Here is an 18050-nt window from a genome sequence, read left to right as displayed (position 1 = left end):
AATCATAAAAGGATATTCTTCTTTTTTCCTTCGAATCTACGAACAAAATACGAAAGCATGTGACAATCTTGTCACATGCTTGATAGCTCATTAAATTCATTCTTCCTTGGAAATGTTAAAGTAAAGATAGTTCCTTCCCTATAGACAGATTCAACATCTATATGGATTTTTAAGGATTCTGCTGCCTTTTTTGCTAAAAAGAGTCCCATTCCAGTTGCTGCATGGTCCATATGATCCATTGTCGATGTAAATCCTCTATCAAAAATGCTTGGAATATCCTTTGACTCAATTCCCCTACCATAATCTTGGATTTCCATCAGTACCCTGCCATCCTTTTCCATGCTGCGAATAACGATATCCGCTCCTTCGCTATATTTTACAGCGTTCGTTAACAATTGACGAAGAATAAACTGTAGCCATTTTCCGTCAGATAGAACCAGTTGAATTTCTAAGGAGACATCAAAGCCTATCCCTTTTTGCATACACCATGACTGTAACATTCGTATCTCTTCTACTATTATCTTTTCCAAATTTACCTTTTCGATATAAATATCATTTTCCATAAATGAAATACGCCGGCTATGTAATTGCTGGTCAAGGAGTAAATGAATCCGAAGCCATTCATACATGAGCTGCCTTTTTAATGTGCTATCCTCGACCCTCTCCAGCATTAGCTTCATTGTTGTTAAAGGTGTTTTCACTTCATGAAGCCACGACAGTAACTCCTCTTTCTCTCGTTCTACACTTGTTCCTAGGTCATTTAATTCCCATCTATGTATATCAAGTTGTTCCTTCCATGCGCTCTCTACTATTTTCTCAAATGGCGTTCTGCCCTCTTGTATGTTATTCACATCGGCAAAAGGATCCGTTTCTTCAATCATTTTATAGAAGGTTGTTTCCTTTTTGTATCGAATGATGAAAAATAATATAAAAATAATCATTGATAAAAAGACAATATAAATAATCGTGCTGAGATTAATAGACGGATCTAAATAACCGATTAAGAGTAATAGTCCTTGAAGACAGCAAAAAAATAGTACCCAGCTAAGTCGCTCGATTAAATACTTCTTCATCATTCGGTACTTTCCTGTTCTTTAGCCATGTACCCAAGACCAACCTTTGTTTCAATAAATTGTCCTAAATCAATCTCTTCCAATCTTTTTCTCAATCGATTCACATTAACAGTTAATGTATTATCACTAATAAACCGGTCATCACTCCAAAGTTCCTTCATCAGTTCTTCACGACTTACAATCTGATTACTATTTTCTAATAAGATTTTTAAGATATATATTTCATTTTTCGATAGTTCAATTATTCCAGTTTCATTTTGCACAGTGCTCTTTAAAAAATCAACGGTAGCACCATTCCAAACTCTTAATTGCAATGGTTGTTCCACACTGTAATTATAGACGCGTCTTAAGACAGCCTGAATTTTTGCTATTAAAACATCAAAATGAAATGGTTTCTGTATAAAATCATCCGCACCGAGCTGCATCGACATTACCATATCTGTTGGGTGATCTCTTGAGGATAGGAAAATAATCGGTACTGTTGAATGGGTGCGAATCATTCGGCACCAATGGAATCCATCGAACTTAGGTAGCTGTATATCTATAATTACAAGGTCTGGCCTTCGTTCTGAAAATTCCTTTACGACATTACTAAAATCCGTCACTCCGTACACCTCATAGGACCACTGTGCCAAACGTTCTTTTATTTCATGAAATAATGTAACATCATCTTCTATTAGAAAGATTTTAAACATCTAAACCACCATTTCCCCTCATAGTTACCTCCATATTATACTAGATTTGAAATCTCTATTGCTATATTCACTTGGATAAAATAAGAGAGCCAATTGATTTTACGTTACAAAATCAATTGGCTCTCTTTACAATTATAAAAATTTATAGCTTCTGATTGATTACTTTTCGAGCCTGAGCTAGTAAAGGTTATCCCCAGAAAGCAATGGGAAAATTTCGTGGCAAAGTATAAAAGATGTTGCCATGTAATTTACGGTAATTCAATAATCCTAGTGTTTTTATTTATAGAAGATTGATCAGCAATGGTAAAAATCGGAAAGTCACAAATTAATCTTCATTAACTTTCGTAAATAATGCCTCTGGAATCATCTCAAAGCCTTCAATCATCGTAGTTTCCTCTAATTCTATCATAAGGTATAGCTTCCCATTCAAATGGACTTGACGTACATGTCTTAGTTCCTGTGGACTTACAGAAAGGTCTGCAACCTTTGTTTTTATTTTAATGGACTTTGATGTGTACTTCGGCAATATATTGCTTGCCTTAATCTCATAGCCTTCATCATCCAATACTGTTTTAAAAGCAGATTCAACCTTTTCCGTATCAATATCTTTCACACCACTAGTCCTTAATACTTTTTCTACATCCTTATAGTCTAATTTCGGTACTTCTTCCTCTTCATTCTCTTCGATGACACGATGTATCTCATCATATACATTGGAAAGAGTGGATGTATTAATTTGTTCACCAGCGACATGCTTTACAATTTCCTCAAAAACTACCTTATCATCTTCTGCTGTCATTGCTTCTTCTGCATTTAATACCTCTTCAATAAAATGGTAGCTTAACTCATACTTCTTTCCCGCAGAATATAAAACATGATTGACATCGGCTGCATTATCCGTGAAGCAAGGAAAAAGAAATCCGGATAACGGCGCTTTCAGATTAATAATAGGATCAACAACAATATTATATTTAAATTGTTTTTCCACGTAGTCAAAGAGCAATTCTTTTTTAGGATCTTGTGTACGATTCATGCTACATAATATAAATGGATTAGCATAAACCGTGTCCCTTTCACTTTCTTCTGCTTCTTCACTCTTGCGTTTAACAGGCTTCATATATTCCCCACGAATAAAAGTAACGACAATATCCATTTCATATTGCTTATCCGTAAGCATCTTCTCCACCAAACGAAGCATATGCCCTTTCCATTCCTCGGTTTCACTACTTAATAAACCTTGGTGAAGAATTAATTGACTATTATTTTCTACATCACGCTTAAATTTCAATTCAAATAGCTTCTCGTCCAGTTGCCCTGATAATACCTTTTTAAAGTTATCGATAAATAGCTCTTGTTGTTCCTTTTCTAGCATTTCAAAAGGAAAGCTTTGATGATGATAGATTTCACTAGATTCTTTCATAATGTATACATAGAAAATTTCATGTATCCGAAGTAAGTCATTGTTTACTTTAAATTGTCTCTTAAAGTTCGCTATATCTTTTTTGTTCAATATTGTTACACTCCTAAGTTGGTAATCAGCATGCATTTTTCAATATGCATTCTATCATTTTATCATAGAAAGCTTACTTTTTGAGATAAACAATTCATCTAAGAGGATTGAATATTTTCCCATAATTTTCGTGTGGTAAACTAATTAATACTTCTTAATAACAATTCAATACAATACAATACAGAACAAATACCAAGTAGTTTATCAAAACTACTTGACATTCCTGTAAAAACATCATATGATACAAAACAATATATAAAAAACGGTGAACAGACCAGTAACCAATGCTTAACTGAAAGAGAGTGGAATCCATAGGCTGGAAGATTCCGCCAGACCTAGGCATGGTGAACCTATCTGGGAGTTATTAGCAAAAACTAATCGCAGTCATGCTGTGTTATCAAATGGAGCTGGGCATCATGCATGCCAATTTAGGTGGTACCGCGGAACCCGTTTCGTCCTATACGTTAGGATGATACGGGTTTTTTATATGTTTAAGGAGGAGGTTGAGATTATGAATGGGAAAATGGCGTTTATCGGAGCGGGATCAATGGCTGAGGCGATTATAGCCGGCGTTATAAAAACTGGGAAGATACAGGGCGATAATATGTATGTAATGAATAAATCGAACCAAGCACGTATACAGCACCTTAAACATACTTATTCTATTCAAGCTACCTCGGATAAAGCTGCAGCACTCAGGCAGGCGAGTATCATTGTCCTTTCTACAAAGCCATATGATATGAAAGAAGCAATTGAAGATATTAAATCCCATATTAGAAAAGACCAATTAATCATTTCCGTAATTGCTGGTATGTCAACAGATTATATTACCACACTGCTAGGAAAAGATATCCCAATAGTCCGTGCTATGCCAAATACTTCTGCATCTGTTGGCTGTTCTGCAACGGCTATTACTGCGGGAAAACATGCGAAACTCATCCATCTAGAAACGGCTCAGAAATTATTTAACACTATCGGCTCAACTGTTCATGTAGATGAGAAGGATATGCACACCGTAACAGGTATTTCTGGAAGCGGTCCAGCTTATATATACTACCTCGTTGAAGCAATGGAAAGCGCAGCAATAGAAGCTGGACTTGATGAAGACTTAGCAAGAAAATTAATTACCCAAACTGTTATTGGGGCAGGAAAAATGCTTGAAAAATCCACAGATTCAACCCATGTTCTACGAGATAGGATTACTAGTAAAAGAGGAACAACTGAAGCTGCTATCCAAACTTTAAATAACTATAACTTCCAGCAAGCAGTGATGGAATGTGTCAAAAACGCAAGAGAACGATCAATTGAATTAGGCAAATTAGAGTAAGATGCCTGTAACTTTCAACTCTCTGTCTAAAATTAGGAGGTAATGAAATGAAACTAGTAGGCGTATCGGGAACTCTAGCAGGAAATAAGACCTCACAAGCGGTTCATGAGGTGTTAACAGCCGCTACGGCCATAGACTCAAATATACAAACAGAACTGATTGATTTAAGGGAATATGAGGTTGAATTTTGTCGTGGAGAACCATTAACCTATTATAATGAGGACACATGGAATGTGGTTAAAAAAATAGTAGACGCAGATTTTATTGTGTTCGGTACACCGATCTATCAGGCATCAATTTCTGGAGTTTTAAAAAATCTCTTAGATTTCTTTCCAGAATATGCATTTAAAAATAAAGTAACTGGAATCATTGCAACAGGAGGTTCGGAAAAGCATTTTCTCGTACCAGAAAATCATTTAAAACCAATACTATCCTATCTTAGAGGACTAGTTCCATCGACACATGTGTTTGTCCACAATGATAAATTTGATGTAGAGACAGACGAAATCATTGACCAAAAAATTGCCAGTAGAATTCAAAATCTCGCCGAGGAAATGGTTTTCCTCCAGAGAAGTATTAATAATAGAAAGAATACAAACAAAAAAGGAGATAACGAGGTATAGATTACGACCTCTTATCTCCTAGTTATATAAATTCATAAGCCTTTTGCCTAGTTACACAACAAATAAACTCTTGTTAGTAGTCAAATAATAATCAGCTAAACTTTATTTAATATTCAATAACAACCATATAAAATAAAACACCTATTTTTTCACAAATTTCTTTTATATATCCCATCTTTACCATATACATAAAGAAACGACCCTCGCATAAACACGGGACCAATAATACGTTTTCCGTTTTTATCAGTTATTTGTAGTTTTTCCTTTGGAGCATAGCTTAGTTTATTTCTTCGATAACGCATCATTGTATTCATATCTATTTGACCAATTAAATCCTCTTCGTCAAACATAAATTGTTGTAATGTATGATGGCGACTATTTATACGATATCGAATAGATTCCTTCATCTCATTCAGTTGAACGAGATAAAATTCATCATAGTAGTAGAAGAACACTTCCTTTGAACTTACAACATTCAATGCATAACAATCCACAATTCCATAATCACTTGCACCCCATAAACGATCACCGTTCATTGTATAAGCGACAACACCAGCACTCCCCATCGGTTGCTCCCATCCAAAATTTCCAAATATACCTTCATCAAAATAGCTTACCCAAATGGTATCAGTTTCGTCAATTTGCACATTACTAATACCGTCTCCTAACGTAAATGCATCAATTAATTGCCCGTTAGTATTATATCTCCTGGCGTTTCGTTCGATGTAATTACCATCCTTTAAACAACGACTTTGTACAATAAGTAAGGTACCATCTGAAAATAAGTCTACTTCCGTTGGGATAAGGGGAACATTTCTTAAAATCACCGTTTCTATACTTCTGCCCTTTATAATCTTAATTATCCAGTTGTTTTTCGATACAGGACGTTGAAAAAAGTCAAACTCTTGTAAACTGCTTTCAATTAATAATAATGTTCCATCTCTCGTTATTTGACCAGCCACAAAATTACAATTTGAGGTATAATCAACATATTTTTCTAATTTTAATCTCTCTATTTCTATCACCTCAATTAAGTATTCCGCGAGAAGCTAATAGTACTCATTTTTGCCAGACGATAACAACAAATTGACCCCGTCCACTTTCAATACTTAAAGGATTAACTTGTCGAATATTATTAATATCCCAACAGCTCATCATAATGTTGTTTCCAACGTCTGGCGATTTCCTCTTCAGATGACATATCATCATAAGCAGGTGAGATAAGCGAGGCAGATTGAAGAACCTTAACTAGGACCACAGCCTTTATACGGCTTGGATCTGTTCCCCTGCTTTGCTTAAAGTGTTCAACAATTTTGTTATACGTGGATCCTGATTTCAGAATTTGCGCTTTGCCTTTAAAGCGATACCCTTTCCGTCTAATTGGATCAACAACATTAAGTTCTATTGAAGAATTTTGTTCTAGGTTACTTACTGTTCCATGTGAATATAAATGTAAAAAAACAAGATGCTCCTCTTCCCAAACAGCGATTGTCCCCTTTGGGGATAGATTCGGACTACCATCTGGACATACCGTAGCCACAAAAGCCAAGCGCTGTTCTTCAATTACGCGACGCATATCATCGTCAATCATCATATGAATCACTCCTTGGTTTGAATCTAAATATCAGAATGTACTTGCGATTTAAATATTGAACCTCTATACAACTTTTTTACTCTCAATATTAAAATTCCCTTCCCCATCACCCTAAACACTCTATAAGCAGACAATCAGTACTGAAGAAGCAATTTAAAATAAATTGTAACCCACTTCATAGAAAGGTCACTATTCTTGTTCAAGAAATGCTGTGTTCCCCTAACTAATTTTTATGTATGATAAACACCCCTTTTCCAACAGAAACAATTAATGAATCGTGGCTTTCTGAGCTTTGAATTAATTTTATGAAATCCGCAACTTCTTCTCTGTGTGAATTGGCATTATCCACAATCATTAATGAATTTCTTTGGAGAACTCGGTTTAAATCCTCCCACCAGTCTATATAATGACTACGATCTGAATCTAAAAAGATAAAATCAAATGTTTCATTAGCCTGCCTTTTTAAAAATGCCCCAGCATCCTCATGGTGGGATGTAACATACTTTTCCAAATTGGCCCTTCTAAAATTTGCTCTCGCCATAACAATTTTTCTATCATCAATTTCCACAGTTGTTACATGGGCATCTGAATTTATAAAGTTTTTTGCTATCCAAATAGTCGAATATCCATTCGATGTCCCGATCTCTAAAACGTTTTTTACCTTACTGCTTTTAATAAGCAAGGATAAAAATTGCCCGGTATCTTTAGTGATATTTTTCATTTTTGGGCTATCTTCTTTTACGTTAATGTCATTCTCTAGCCCAAAGGACTCTAATTCATTTAGCAATCTTTCAATACTTGTATCCATAATCAACCTCCCATTAATAACTACTATTTCGATATCCTTTCAAAATTTCCTGTATTACTCTACAAATTGGTCGGTGATATTAAGTTGAATTTCTTATATCGATTATGAGCAGTGTTATCGGGGTAGAATGTATCACCACTAGACAATGAACTTTTTCACTAAATCATTCACATCTAATTAGGAGAAACATATTAAGACTGGTTTTGGTGGGGACTTCAGCCAATAAATTGACTTAATACACTGTTAAACTTGTCACGTTCCTCCCAAAAAGCACCATGGCCACTATAATGGAATGGAACAAGCTGTGAATTACTTATTTTTTGATTTAGTTCTTGAGCTTGTGCAAATGGAATTACCTTGTCGTGAACACCATGAACGATTAAAGTAGGGACAAGTATTTTTTGCAAATCTGCATACAGCTTTTCATCTCTTAATGTAACTATGATTGCTGCAGTTGACCAACCTGCTGCTTGTAAGCCCAATTGAAAGAACCACTCTGCGAATGAGCTTGTTATATATTGAAAGAAAAAGCTATCTTTCACTTCTCTCATCATCTTCGGACGATCATTCAATGCCTGAGTGAGGAACCTAGTCGCAGTCTCTGTAGTAAATCCTATCGGAGCTGCAGCGTCTACAAGGACAAGATTAGATACTCCGTAACCATTATGTCGAGACATATACCGAATCGCAATTGCCCCTCCTGTAGAGTGACCAACAAGAGTGAAATTGTCTAATTGAATTACATCAACTACTGTACGGATATCATCTGCCAATCGGTCAAAATTGTAACCGCTTATTGGCTTATCCGACTTTCCGAAACCTCTCCAGTCAATTCCGATACAGCGGTAACCCATTGCTGCAAGAACATCAAATTGATACTCAAACTGCTTATGACTTAACGGCCAACCATGTAAAAACACGATCGTCTTACTGCCCTCAGGATATATATCCTCTACATATAATTTCACACCTGAATCTACCGTAACATAGTACCCCACATCAAAGCCCCCTAAAAAATGTCTTTAATAATAAGCTATTCAAATAGGCGCACATGGGTGAATACCTATTACGTTTCGAATAGAGGGTGGTGGTAATGGAGATGTTATAAAATTGCCCTTTAAATTCCTTTTGCTACAGCACTGTATCGTTTCACTGATCTTGTTAATCAATTATACTCATTACTTCGATAACTATTCAGGAGCTACTAGTTCTACTTTTATTCTATCTGGGTCTTCAAAATACACAGCATAATGATTATTTCCCCCAGCAAAAGGATGTTTTTGGGGATAAAGAATGCTTATTCCCCGTTCCTTTAATTTGTCTGTCATTTCATCTACGTGTTGACGGGAGCTTGCATGGAACGCTAGATGGTTCAGACCTACTCGGCATCTATGGTACGGAATATCCAAAAACCTGTCCTCCGCTTGTACAAAAACAATGTATGTAGTATCTAATCTCCAACTTTGTCCACTTTCCCATTCTTGGAAAGAAGTGTAGCCTAGTTCCTCAAGAAACCATCCCCAAAAGTCCACTGTTCTTTTTATATCTGATACATATAGTTCAAAATGATGAATCAACCCTTTTGACATTGAAAACTCCCCTTGATTATTCCGCTATTCTGTTTCGTTAGCACAATACTTGGATTCTATTAACTAACCTATCATTTACCAAAAAATTTATATAGTAACTCAATTTTTAACTTAGTACTAACTTAATATACGAAATGTTTCTCAAAAAATAAAGACCATCAATTTGATGATCTCTTATCTGATGCCTGCCCAGTTACGATAATTACATTATCAATTATGATTGCTTGTGTTAGACGAGATATAATACCTTTTTTCAACTTTTTCTAGAAGGAAAATAGTGAACAAAATCAGCCAAGCACCAACTTTAATAGTAATATCGGTAGTCCAGATTACTGTAAAAAATACTAGCAATAATAAGGAAACTAAGGAAACTGCCTTTGATATACTAGACTTTGTTTTATGTAAATTCTTTGGTAATAGTAAACCAAGGATGAAGAATATAACAAAAAAAATGAGAGCACCTGCTATATCGCTAACGGCAAGGTAAATTAAACAGGCAAATAATGCCGAATATAAAAATGTAAAAATAATCTTGCTTAAAATATTTCCTCTGTTTGACTCTTCTGCCCATAAAAGAGCATAAATTAAATTTTGTTTTTTTGCTTCCATACATTTCCCCTACCTCTATCTATTTTCACAAGACCCTATATAAACTTGCATCGCTAGTTTAAAAGAAATAGTTTAACTCTATTTTATCATATTTATTATCAGACTCATATGAATTAAAGTAATTATTTAATTATTCATTTGGAAATGTAATTTCAATTTTAAATAGGAGTAATTAAAATATTATTAAGTAAGATAAGAAGACTCAATCTATATAAAGCTACTTTTACCAATGATTAAGGTGCATTTTTTTGTTTTTTATAGTAATGAAAAAGACAAATTGAAGGGTAAAGTAATCCTGCAATAGAAAAATCCCTAAGAAGTTCGTTTTTAACAAAAATCGAAAAAAAGATAATACAAAGTATAAAAAACAATAATATACTGAACATTGTATAATTTATTTTTTTATAGTTCACAAAATACTTCCTCCTTGTACCTCTTATTCTATTATGAGTTTTTAAAAACCTGACCTACAAGTTGTTATAAAATACTTCCTAGAATTATGCCCCTACTAAAAAAGCATTTACTTTAAAAGCTATGGCATATATACCACGTTATATTAAATGAGAATTCCATTTCTTCTAAAGGGAAGACAATTAAGATAAACTCTGTGAGCTAAAATTAACACTATCATTAAAAAACAATTAATTGGCAATTTTATAAAAACACTTTTTTATATTTTAATGTAGCACTAGAGGTTTTTATAAAATTATATGTCACAATACAAAGTTAAAGCATATCCCCGAGAAATATCTAACCTCCCGTAGGATAATAACAGGAACATCTCCTCATCTCGAAGTAAAGCAATCTTTAATTCATTATGTGTACATCTCAACATTAACATAGTATTCAAAAAATAAAACATAGTCTTTAGACAAAAACAAGATGACCTATTTTAATCAGCTAGTTTAACTATTGCGTCATATAGTTCATAACTGAAGTTTTACTAAGTTACCTTTTTTATCTTTCTATAAATTCAAAATGAGAATGCTGTAATTTTTCGTAGATTCCTCTTAAATTACTCACATGTTTTGAATCTTCAATTTCAAATTTTGAGTCACTAATTTCTACTGAATACTCTCTAAAATCTTTATCACTTTCTTTAAGTATGAAGTCTATTTCTAAATACTCATTTTCATTTTCAAACTGAGTCACAAGTTTATCATTTTTCAACTCATAAGACCCCTCTTCATAAATATACAAGGCGACCTCATTTAAGAGATCGCCCTTTGTTCTTTAATAATTTATTGTTTAGTAGCAACCTTCCAATCCTCATAAAAGTCTCTCACCGTTGAATACCTTTTATTCCGATCTTCTTCAACAGCTCTTATTGCTACTTCATATAGACTCTGATTTGCATCCCATTTTGAGAAGGAACGATCCATTTCACCACCCAGTAATCCAAACGAAATTGCTCCAAGATTAAAGACATTTGTAATAGAATCAATTGGAGAGCCAAGTTCATACTCCTCTGGTGATTTTGAACGATTTGACCCCCAGAAGTCTTTACCTAAATCATTTATAGAGGGTGACTTTCGATAAAAATCAATATCACATATTTTGGTTTCACCATTTTTAAAATCGTATAAGATACTTCCATCATAAAAATCTACTGCGACATATTTTTGTGATTCTACATAAGTATGGAAAGAAAAGATTGCATCTAATGCCTTTAAACGCTTTTCCACTTCTAAATTCTTAAAACGGTAATAAGGTGACTTGGGGTTTGTATATTTTGCTACACCACCAAACGACCAATGAGAATGTAAACATTCACCTCATACCCATTTTCGGTGGAAAAATAGTCTAATAACTTTATTAAGTGTGGATGTTCTAACGATTGATAAACTGGTAAAGCCTTTTTCAATCGTTCAATAGCACCCTCAGGGTTTCCATTAAAGTCAATGGGTTTTGCTCCAGCATATTTCACAAAATACTTTTGTCCATCCTGTTCAACACCGAAACTTATATTTCCAGAATCTTGTTGATCAAAAACACAAAAAACATTACCTAAGTGCTTTAACCAATTGAAATTATGCTCTTCTTGTAATTGGAAATCCACTTTATTAAGTGTCATAGTAATTGAATTCGTTTGTTTAAAGGTTTCCAAAATATGATCCTCCTATTTGTAAATAGGGATCACGTAGTTTATAGGGGTCTGATACGTTTACCCTTTAATTAAATTGTACCCCGCTAATTATTCTCGTTATTTTCATAAAACAACGCCTCCTTTCAGTTCTTTAAAGAAAATTATACCATTTTATAAAAAACTGCTCACTTATTAGTCAATTGTTCAATAATTCTTCATCGATTTTCCTCAAAACATAATGCTATGCAATATCCCTATTGTAAGTTCGTATAAAGAAGTACATGAACACAAATCATAAGGATAATGTACACAAATAATAGGAGAAACAAATGAAAATTCGATTTGGCTATGTAGCAACTGCATTAGACTTATGGAATGCAAGTCCGGCAAAAACGATAACCTTCAAGCAATATTCTACTCTTCCAAAAAATGAGAGGCTCGATAAACTGAAACATATTACAGCCCAGAACCTACATCATACAAAGAGGATTTTGCACTATAACATTGCACATGAGATAAAACTATATCGGTTTTCAAGTTCGCTTGCACCACTAGCTACTCATCCAGATGTAATGTGGGATTATATTACACCTTTCCAAAAGGACTGGAAGGAAATTGGACAATTAATTCAAAATCATAAGATCAGAGCAAGTTTTCACCCAGGTCAGTACACCTTATTTACAAGTGATAAAGAGAAGATAACAGTAAATGCAATAAAAGATATTACCTATCATTATCGAATGCTTGAAGCGATGAATTTACATAAAGAAAGTATTATTAATATACATATTGGAGGAGCCTACGGAGATAAAACAAGTGCCATTGAGCGATTTCACGAAAATCTCAAAAAGTTACCTAGAGAAATGAAGAAGCAAATTACACTTGAGAATGATGATAAAACCTATAATGTAGAAGAAACGCTAATCGCCTGTGAAAAAGAAAACATCCCAATGATTCTTGACTTTCATCACCATATGGCAAATCCAACTGATACAGACCTTAATGATTTTTTACCTCGTATCTATAATACTTGGAGCAATTCTAATACCATACCAAAAGTTCATCTTTCTTCACCGAAGTCTCAGCAAGCATATCGTTTCCACTGTGATTTTGTTTCTATTAATTTTATCCTTCCCTTCTTAAAAATGGCTAAAGATCTAAATCAGGATTTTGATATCATGGTAGAAGCAAAGCAAAAGGATCTCGCAATGAGAAGGTTGGTAGAGGAAATAGCTAGTATACGTGGAGTGAAACGAGTAACAAGTTCGGCGGTGGAATGGTAAACCACGAAGAGGAGTTGGTTTAATTGACAATAGTCCGTCTAGGTTATGTCGCAATGAGTATGGAGCTTATCAATGCATCACCATCCAAAACAATGACTTTTCATCAATTCCAACAAATTCAAGACCGAGAAGCCGCAATTCGTAAGCTAGAACGAATTACATTACAAAACATAAATAACACAGTAAGAATATTAAAACATACTATCGCATCAGAAATTCATTTTTACAGATTAACCTCTCGCTTAATTCCTTTAGCAAATCATGAAGAATTACAGGATTGGGATTATATGAAGCCTATCAAAGGCGCACTTCGTGAAATAGGAGAATTAGCCAATACACATCAGATGCGAATGGATTTTCATCCAGACCATTTCGTTGTTCTAAACTCCGAAAAAAAACATATCTTGAAAAATTCCATTTCCTCCTTAAAAATGCATTATTTATTACTGAAATATATGGGGATTCATCCACTTCATCGTTGTGTAATCCATGTAGGTGGCCACTACAATGACACAGAACAATCACTTGAACGTTTTATCAATAATTGGATGTACGTTCCTACAGCCATTCAAAACATGATCATGCTAGAAAACGATGATAAATCCTTTACATTAGAGGACACCTTGTACTTATGTGAAAAGTTAGATATACCATTAGTGTTTGATTACCATCACCATTTAGCTCATCACCATGATTCCAATTGGGTAGCCCATTGGGATAGAGTCATCCAAACCTGGCGGAATTCCTCACTTCCAATAAAAATGCATATTTCAAGTCCGAAAAGTCCAGAAATGTATCGTCACCACTCGGATTATATCGATATAAATATGTTCTTTAAGTTTCTTATGGCGATAAAGGATAGCGTTCCACAAATTGACTGTATGATTGAAGCCAAGCGTAAGGATAAAGCATTATTTAAATTAATGGAAGAAATCAAAGAAAGAAAAGACATTGAAATTATTGACGGGTCCACCTTCCGTATATAGTGGTCGTTGGCTAAGAGCTAATTATCTAAGTGAACCAAATAATGTATTCTCTTCCTCTTATTGAATTTATTTTTTACTCTAGAGATAGCAGTAATAAAGAAATCCCTCGTTTTTTCTAAAAAGCGAGGGACCATCTAGTATTAATTAGTTATTCCTCTACCGGCTTTCTCCATAGTCCCAATAGAACTGCAGCAATAATAGCACCAATCACTAATGATAATAAGAATAATAGTGGATTCTCAGCAAGTGGAACAACAAATATTCCTCCATGTGGTGCTGGAATAGCCGTATTGAAAAATTGTGTCAATCCCCCTGCAATTGCTGAACCAACGATGGATGACCCGATTATACGCAATGGATCAGCCGCTGCAAATGGGATTGCACCCTCAGTTATAAATGAAAGGCCCATAACATAGTTCGTCACTCCAGACTTACGTTCTTCAGCAGAAAACTTATTTTTAAAGAATGTACTTGCTAAAGCAATTGCTAGAGGCGGAACCATTCCACCTGCCATAACAGCAGCCATTAAACTTCCATCGCCTGTATCCGTAAATATTCCGATTGAAAAGGCATATGCAGCTTTGTTAAATGGGCCACCCATATCAATCGCCATCATACCACCTAGTAATAATCCGAGAATTGTTGCATTACCTGTCCCAAGCCCCTCAAGAAAATTAACCATAGCATTATTAATTGTTGCAAAAATAGGTCCAAAAACAAAATACATTAATAGTCCTGTTAAAAATAGACTTAATACTGGATAGATTAAAATAGGTTTAAGTCCCTCTAAGGTTTTAGGCAACCCTCGGAATACTCGCTTTAGAAGGATAACTACATATCCTGCTAGAAATCCAGCAACAAGTCCACCTAAAAATCCAGCATTACTGTTTACTGCGATTAAACCACCTACCATACCTGGCATTAAACCCGGTCGATCAGCAATACTTAAAGCGATAAAGCCAGCAAATATCGGAATCAAGAAACTAAACGCATTACCACCGATTTCATTCAAAAATGTAAAAGCGGTACTATCCTTTCCCAACACACTCTCTAATAAGAACGAAATAGCAAGTAAGATACCTCCCCCAACAACAAATGGAAGCATATGGGATATTCCATTCATTAGATCCTTGTAAATTCTTCCCCAAATAGAATTAGACTTATCCTCCATATCATCTGCCTTTATCTCACTGCCTCCCTCATTGTAAATCGGGGCATCTTGATGGATTGCCAACGAAATTAACTCTTCCGATTTCTTTATTCCGTCGGCAACAGGGCGTTGAATTACATGTTTTCCATTAAAACGGTTCAAATCCACCTTCTTACCAGCAGCAATAATAACTGCATCAGCTCGTTTAATTTCCTCATCTGTCAATCTATTCTTTGCACCTTCTGATCCTTGTGTTTCAACACGAATATCAACATTCATCTCTTTCGCTTTTTTCTTCAGTGCGTCCTCCGCCATATACGTATGAGCAATCCCTGTTGGACATGCTGTAATCGCAACGACAAAAGGTTTCTTCTGATCATTTTGCTCATTTAAAGTGGTTTCCTGTGCCTCCTCTTGCTCTTCCGAAAATAAAGAAAGTACTTGCTCAGGCGTATCTGCATCTTTTAGCTGATTGACAAAATCCCCATCAATTAATTTTCTAGATAATGCTGCTAAAGTTTCTAAGTGAGTATTATTTCCACCTTCAGGAACAGCAATCATAAAAAACAAATATGCTGGCTGTCCATCAAGTGAGTCATAGTCTACACCCTTATTACTTTTAGCAAATAGAACAGTGGGTTCTTTCACAGACTTATTTTTTGCATGAGGCATGGCAATCCCATCACCAAGTCCAGTAGAAGATTGTTCCTCACGCTTTAAGATGGCATCCTTAAATTCAGCTACATCTGTCAAAATTCCACTTTTATGAAGGCTTGTAATCATTTCATCGATTGCAGCTTCTTTTTCCGTTGCCTGCAAATCAAATATCATGATGTCCTTTCTAAGTAAATCTGTTATCTTCATTCAAATCATCCTTTATTAAAATCGATTTATATTGGCCTAACTTCAACTTTATTCAAAAGAGAGAGAATATCATTATTCTTGGCTAGATCATCTGAGAATGCAGTTGCACTCCCAGATGCAATCCCCAATTTAAATGCTTTAATTGGATCTTTAGACTGCATATATTCACCAGTAAATCCGGCAATCATCGAATCTCCTGCTCCCACTGAATTCTTAACTGTTCCTTTAGGACTTTCTCCCTTGAATATTCCATTCCGTGTAAATAATATTGCCCCTTCTCCAGCCATTGAAACAATGACATGCTCTGCACCTATTTCAAGAAGTTTCTTACCATATCCGAGGACATCATCCATACTAGCTATCTCTGCTTGGAATAGTTCCGCTAATTCTTCCTTATTCGGTTTCACTAATAATGGGTGAAATGGTAAAGATGCCATTAAATCCTCACCGGTTGTATCAATGATAAAATTCGCATGAGAATCCTTGATCACCTTGACTAGTTGCTGATAATAATCTTCCGGTAGTGCTGGAGGTTTACTGCCAGAGAGAATTACTAAATCGTTCTCTGTTAATCGTTCTAGTTGTTGAATCAATCGATTAGCCTCTTCCTGAGAAATGACTGGACCACGACCATTGATTTCGGTTTCCTCTTTTGACTTTAATTTTATATTTATCCGAGTATCATCTTGGATTGTTATAAAATCAGATTCTACACCCTCATTTATTAACCAATCCTTAATAAAATCGCCTGTGAATCCGCCTAAAAAACCTAACGTCTTTGTTGGTATGCCTAGTTCGTGTAGTATTCTAGATACATTAATTCCTTTACCACCAGGTAATTTAAGATCATTTTCCATCTTGTTTAACTTCCCTAGATCCACTTGTGAGACGTTTACGATATAGTCAATGGAAGGATTCAGTGTTACCGTATATATCATGATGTTGCCCCCATTATTGTTGTTTTTTCTTTAAAGGATGTAAGGTCCACACGACTCTTGTTCGTCAGAATCGTAACATCTTGTAAATCACATACCTTAACAAAATTAACTTTATTCCACTTCGTTTCATCCGCTAAACAATAGCTAACTGCAGATTGGTGAATGGCTAATTTTTTAATGGCCGCTTCTTCAGGGTCTGGTGTCGTACATCCAAATTCAATATCTATCCCATTAATACCAATAAATGCTTTGTCAAATTGATAGCTCTTTAGTTCATTAAGACTAGTAGACCCCACTATCGCTTTTGTAGAAGCTTTTATTTTACCACCTAATAAAATCGTTTGAATATGATGTTCAGCAAGTATTGACGCATGTTGTATTCCATTCGTTACTACTGTTATATTTCCTTTTTTCAAGGAATCTATAAGAGCCAAAGTAGTAGTTCCTGCATCGATAAAAATGACATCATCATTTTCTATCAAAGATGCTGCAAACTTACCTATATTCGTTTTTTCTTGAATGTTTTTGAGTGATTTTTCTTGGGTAGATAATTCTTGATTCAACTGATACAGTCTTTTTGCACCACCATGAACGCGCTTTAATTTATTTGCTTTTTCAAGTTGGTCAAGATCTCTTCTAATAGTAGACTCAGAGCAATCCAATACCCGCATTAATTCTTGCGTTTTTACTATCCCAGCATCGTTTAAAAGGGATAAAATAATTGCATGTCGTTCATCTGTTAACATAACACCACTCCTAAAACGGTATTTTACCATCAATATCAGTCAAAAACAATCATAACGTCTATAAAAACCACGTGACTATGAGAATTGAATTTTTCTTTTAATCAAAAAATAACCCTTTTGATATAAAAGGGTTATTGCGATTTAAATTATAAAATATTCACTTTTGTAC

Annotated in this window: 17 protein-coding genes and 1 pseudogene; 4 read left to right on the top strand and 14 right to left on the bottom strand. The window is 34.8% G+C overall.

Annotation, left to right across the window (positions count from 1 at the left end; genetic code table 11):
- Positions 1-71: 71 nt before the first annotated feature.
- From KI338_RS00260 to KI338_RS00250, 3 genes are all read right to left on the bottom strand, one after another.
- Positions 72-1076 carry a sensor histidine kinase gene (locus tag KI338_RS00260; RefSeq protein ID WP_212918983.1) on the bottom strand — a complete coding sequence of 335 codons (1005 nt, stop codon included), beginning with the start codon at positions 1074-1076 and terminating at the stop codon, positions 72-74.
- Complete coding sequence (locus KI338_RS00255) at positions 1073-1768, bottom strand: response regulator transcription factor (protein WP_212918982.1); 696 nt, start codon at positions 1766-1768, stop codon at positions 1073-1075. The genes KI338_RS00260 and KI338_RS00255 overlap by 4 nt, the downstream gene beginning before the upstream one ends.
- 325 nt (positions 1769-2093) lie before the next feature.
- Positions 2094-3278, bottom strand: coding sequence for a DUF4317 domain-containing protein (locus KI338_RS00250; RefSeq protein ID WP_212918981.1), 1185 nt, complete (start codon positions 3276-3278; stop codon positions 2094-2096).
- A gap of 511 nt (positions 3279-3789) precedes the next feature.
- Between KI338_RS00250 and proC the strand changes: the two genes are divergently transcribed.
- Together proC and KI338_RS00240 are read left to right on the top strand one after the other, a co-directional pair.
- Positions 3790-4605, top strand: coding sequence for a pyrroline-5-carboxylate reductase (proC, locus tag KI338_RS00245; protein WP_212918980.1), 816 nt, complete (start codon positions 3790-3792; stop codon positions 4603-4605).
- 47 nt (positions 4606-4652) lie between these two features.
- On the top strand, positions 4653-5228 hold the full coding sequence (locus KI338_RS00240) for an NADPH-dependent FMN reductase (protein WP_212918979.1): 576 nt from the start codon (positions 4653-4655) through the stop codon (positions 5226-5228).
- Positions 5229-5377: 149 nt separating this feature from the next.
- Here the strand turns inward: KI338_RS00240 and KI338_RS00235 are convergent, their stop codons facing one another.
- From KI338_RS00235 to KI338_RS00200, 8 genes and pseudogenes are all read right to left on the bottom strand, one after another.
- On the bottom strand, positions 5378-6253 hold the full coding sequence (locus tag KI338_RS00235; protein ID WP_244853237.1) for a YxiH-YxzG fusion protein: 876 nt from the start codon (positions 6251-6253) through the stop codon (positions 5378-5380).
- A 110-nt stretch (positions 6254-6363) separates the two neighbouring features.
- Positions 6364-6822: a pyridoxamine 5'-phosphate oxidase family protein gene (locus tag KI338_RS00230; protein ID WP_212918978.1), complete on the bottom strand. Its 459-nt coding sequence runs from the start codon at positions 6820-6822 to the stop codon at positions 6364-6366.
- Positions 6823-7045: 223 nt separating this feature from the next.
- The gene (locus KI338_RS00225; protein WP_212918977.1) at positions 7046-7630 is read right to left on the bottom strand and encodes an O-methyltransferase; all 585 of its coding nucleotides are present in this window, start codon (positions 7628-7630) and stop codon (positions 7046-7048) included.
- Positions 7631-7845: 215 nt separating this feature from the next.
- The gene (locus KI338_RS00220) at positions 7846-8628 is read right to left on the bottom strand and encodes an alpha/beta fold hydrolase (RefSeq protein WP_212918976.1); all 783 of its coding nucleotides are present in this window, start codon (positions 8626-8628) and stop codon (positions 7846-7848) included.
- 192 nt (positions 8629-8820) lie between these two features.
- Positions 8821-9219: a VOC family protein gene (locus tag KI338_RS00215; protein WP_212918975.1), complete on the bottom strand. Its 399-nt coding sequence runs from the start codon at positions 9217-9219 to the stop codon at positions 8821-8823.
- A gap of 210 nt (positions 9220-9429) precedes the next feature.
- Positions 9430-9828, bottom strand: a complete 399-nt coding sequence (locus tag KI338_RS00210; RefSeq protein WP_212918974.1) for a hypothetical protein — start codon at positions 9826-9828, stop codon at positions 9430-9432.
- A gap of 957 nt (positions 9829-10785) precedes the next feature.
- On the bottom strand, positions 10786-10998 hold the full coding sequence (locus KI338_RS00205) for a hypothetical protein (RefSeq protein ID WP_212918973.1): 213 nt from the start codon (positions 10996-10998) through the stop codon (positions 10786-10788).
- A gap of 71 nt (positions 10999-11069) precedes the next feature.
- Positions 11070-11902 (bottom strand): annotated as a pseudogene (locus tag KI338_RS00200) (serine/threonine protein kinase).
- Between the two features lie 341 nt (positions 11903-12243).
- Between KI338_RS00200 and uvsE (KI338_RS00195) the strand changes: the two are divergent.
- Together uvsE (KI338_RS00195) and uvsE (KI338_RS00190) are read left to right on the top strand one after the other, a co-directional pair.
- Positions 12244-13197: a UV DNA damage repair endonuclease UvsE gene (gene uvsE, locus KI338_RS00195; RefSeq protein WP_212918972.1), complete on the top strand. Its 954-nt coding sequence runs from the start codon at positions 12244-12246 to the stop codon at positions 13195-13197.
- Positions 13198-13220: 23 nt separating this feature from the next.
- Positions 13221-14183, top strand: a complete 963-nt coding sequence (uvsE, locus tag KI338_RS00190) for a UV DNA damage repair endonuclease UvsE (RefSeq protein WP_212918971.1) — start codon at positions 13221-13223, stop codon at positions 14181-14183.
- Between the two features lie 148 nt (positions 14184-14331).
- Here uvsE (KI338_RS00190) and KI338_RS00185 read toward each other — a convergent pair whose 3' ends face one another.
- Genes KI338_RS00185 through KI338_RS00175 form a run of 3 tightly spaced genes read right to left on the bottom strand, consistent with a single transcriptional unit; the run spans position 14332 to position 17881 of the window.
- Positions 14332-16197 (bottom strand): PTS fructose transporter subunit IIABC, encoded by a 1866-nt coding sequence (locus KI338_RS00185; protein ID WP_212918970.1) that lies wholly within the window; start codon positions 16195-16197, stop codon positions 14332-14334.
- Between the two features lie 26 nt (positions 16198-16223).
- Positions 16224-17135 (bottom strand): 1-phosphofructokinase, encoded by a 912-nt coding sequence (gene pfkB, locus KI338_RS00180; protein ID WP_212918969.1) that lies wholly within the window; start codon positions 17133-17135, stop codon positions 16224-16226.
- Positions 17132-17881 (bottom strand): DeoR/GlpR family DNA-binding transcription regulator, encoded by a 750-nt coding sequence (locus tag KI338_RS00175; RefSeq protein WP_212918968.1) that lies wholly within the window; start codon positions 17879-17881, stop codon positions 17132-17134. Before KI338_RS00175 ends, pfkB begins: the two co-directional genes overlap by 4 nt.
- Between the last annotated feature and the right edge of the window lie 169 nt (positions 17882-18050).

It is taken from the genome of Ornithinibacillus bavariensis (assembly GCF_018333235.1).
GTDB classification, from domain to species: domain Bacteria; phylum Bacillota; class Bacilli; order Bacillales; family Amphibacillaceae; genus Ornithinibacillus; species Ornithinibacillus bavariensis.
This window is presented reverse-complemented; position numbering and strand designations above follow the sequence as displayed.

Excerpts from the sequence above, each read along its gene's own strand:
- KI338_RS00225 (WP_212918977.1), bottom strand. The coding sequence starts at position 7,630 with ATGGATACAAGTATTGAAAGATTGCTAAATGAATTAGAGTCCTTTGGG.
- uvsE (WP_212918972.1), top strand. The coding sequence starts at position 12,244 with ATGAAAATTCGATTTGGCTATGTAGCAACTGCATTAGACTTATGGAAT.
- KI338_RS00260 (WP_212918983.1), bottom strand. The coding sequence starts at position 1,076 with ATGATGAAGAAGTATTTAATCGAGCGACTTAGCTGGGTACTATTTTTT.
- KI338_RS00255 (WP_212918982.1), bottom strand. The coding sequence starts at position 1,768 with ATGTTTAAAATCTTTCTAATAGAAGATGATGTTACATTATTTCATGAA.
- KI338_RS00240 (WP_212918979.1), top strand. The coding sequence starts at position 4,653 with ATGAAACTAGTAGGCGTATCGGGAACTCTAGCAGGAAATAAGACCTCA.
- pfkB (WP_212918969.1), bottom strand. The coding sequence starts at position 17,135 with ATGATATATACGGTAACACTGAATCCTTCCATTGACTATATCGTAAAC.
- KI338_RS00185 (WP_212918970.1), bottom strand. The coding sequence starts at position 16,197 with ATGAAGATAACAGATTTACTTAGAAAGGACATCATGATATTTGATTTG.
- proC (WP_212918980.1), top strand. The coding sequence starts at position 3,790 with ATGAATGGGAAAATGGCGTTTATCGGAGCGGGATCAATGGCTGAGGCG.
- KI338_RS00215 (WP_212918975.1), bottom strand. The coding sequence starts at position 9,219 with ATGTCAAAAGGGTTGATTCATCATTTTGAACTATATGTATCAGATATA.
- KI338_RS00210 (WP_212918974.1), bottom strand. The coding sequence starts at position 9,828 with ATGGAAGCAAAAAAACAAAATTTAATTTATGCTCTTTTATGGGCAGAA.
- KI338_RS00230 (WP_212918978.1), bottom strand. The coding sequence starts at position 6,822 with ATGATGATTGACGATGATATGCGTCGCGTAATTGAAGAACAGCGCTTG.
- KI338_RS00175 (WP_212918968.1), bottom strand. The coding sequence starts at position 17,881 with ATGTTAACAGATGAACGACATGCAATTATTTTATCCCTTTTAAACGAT.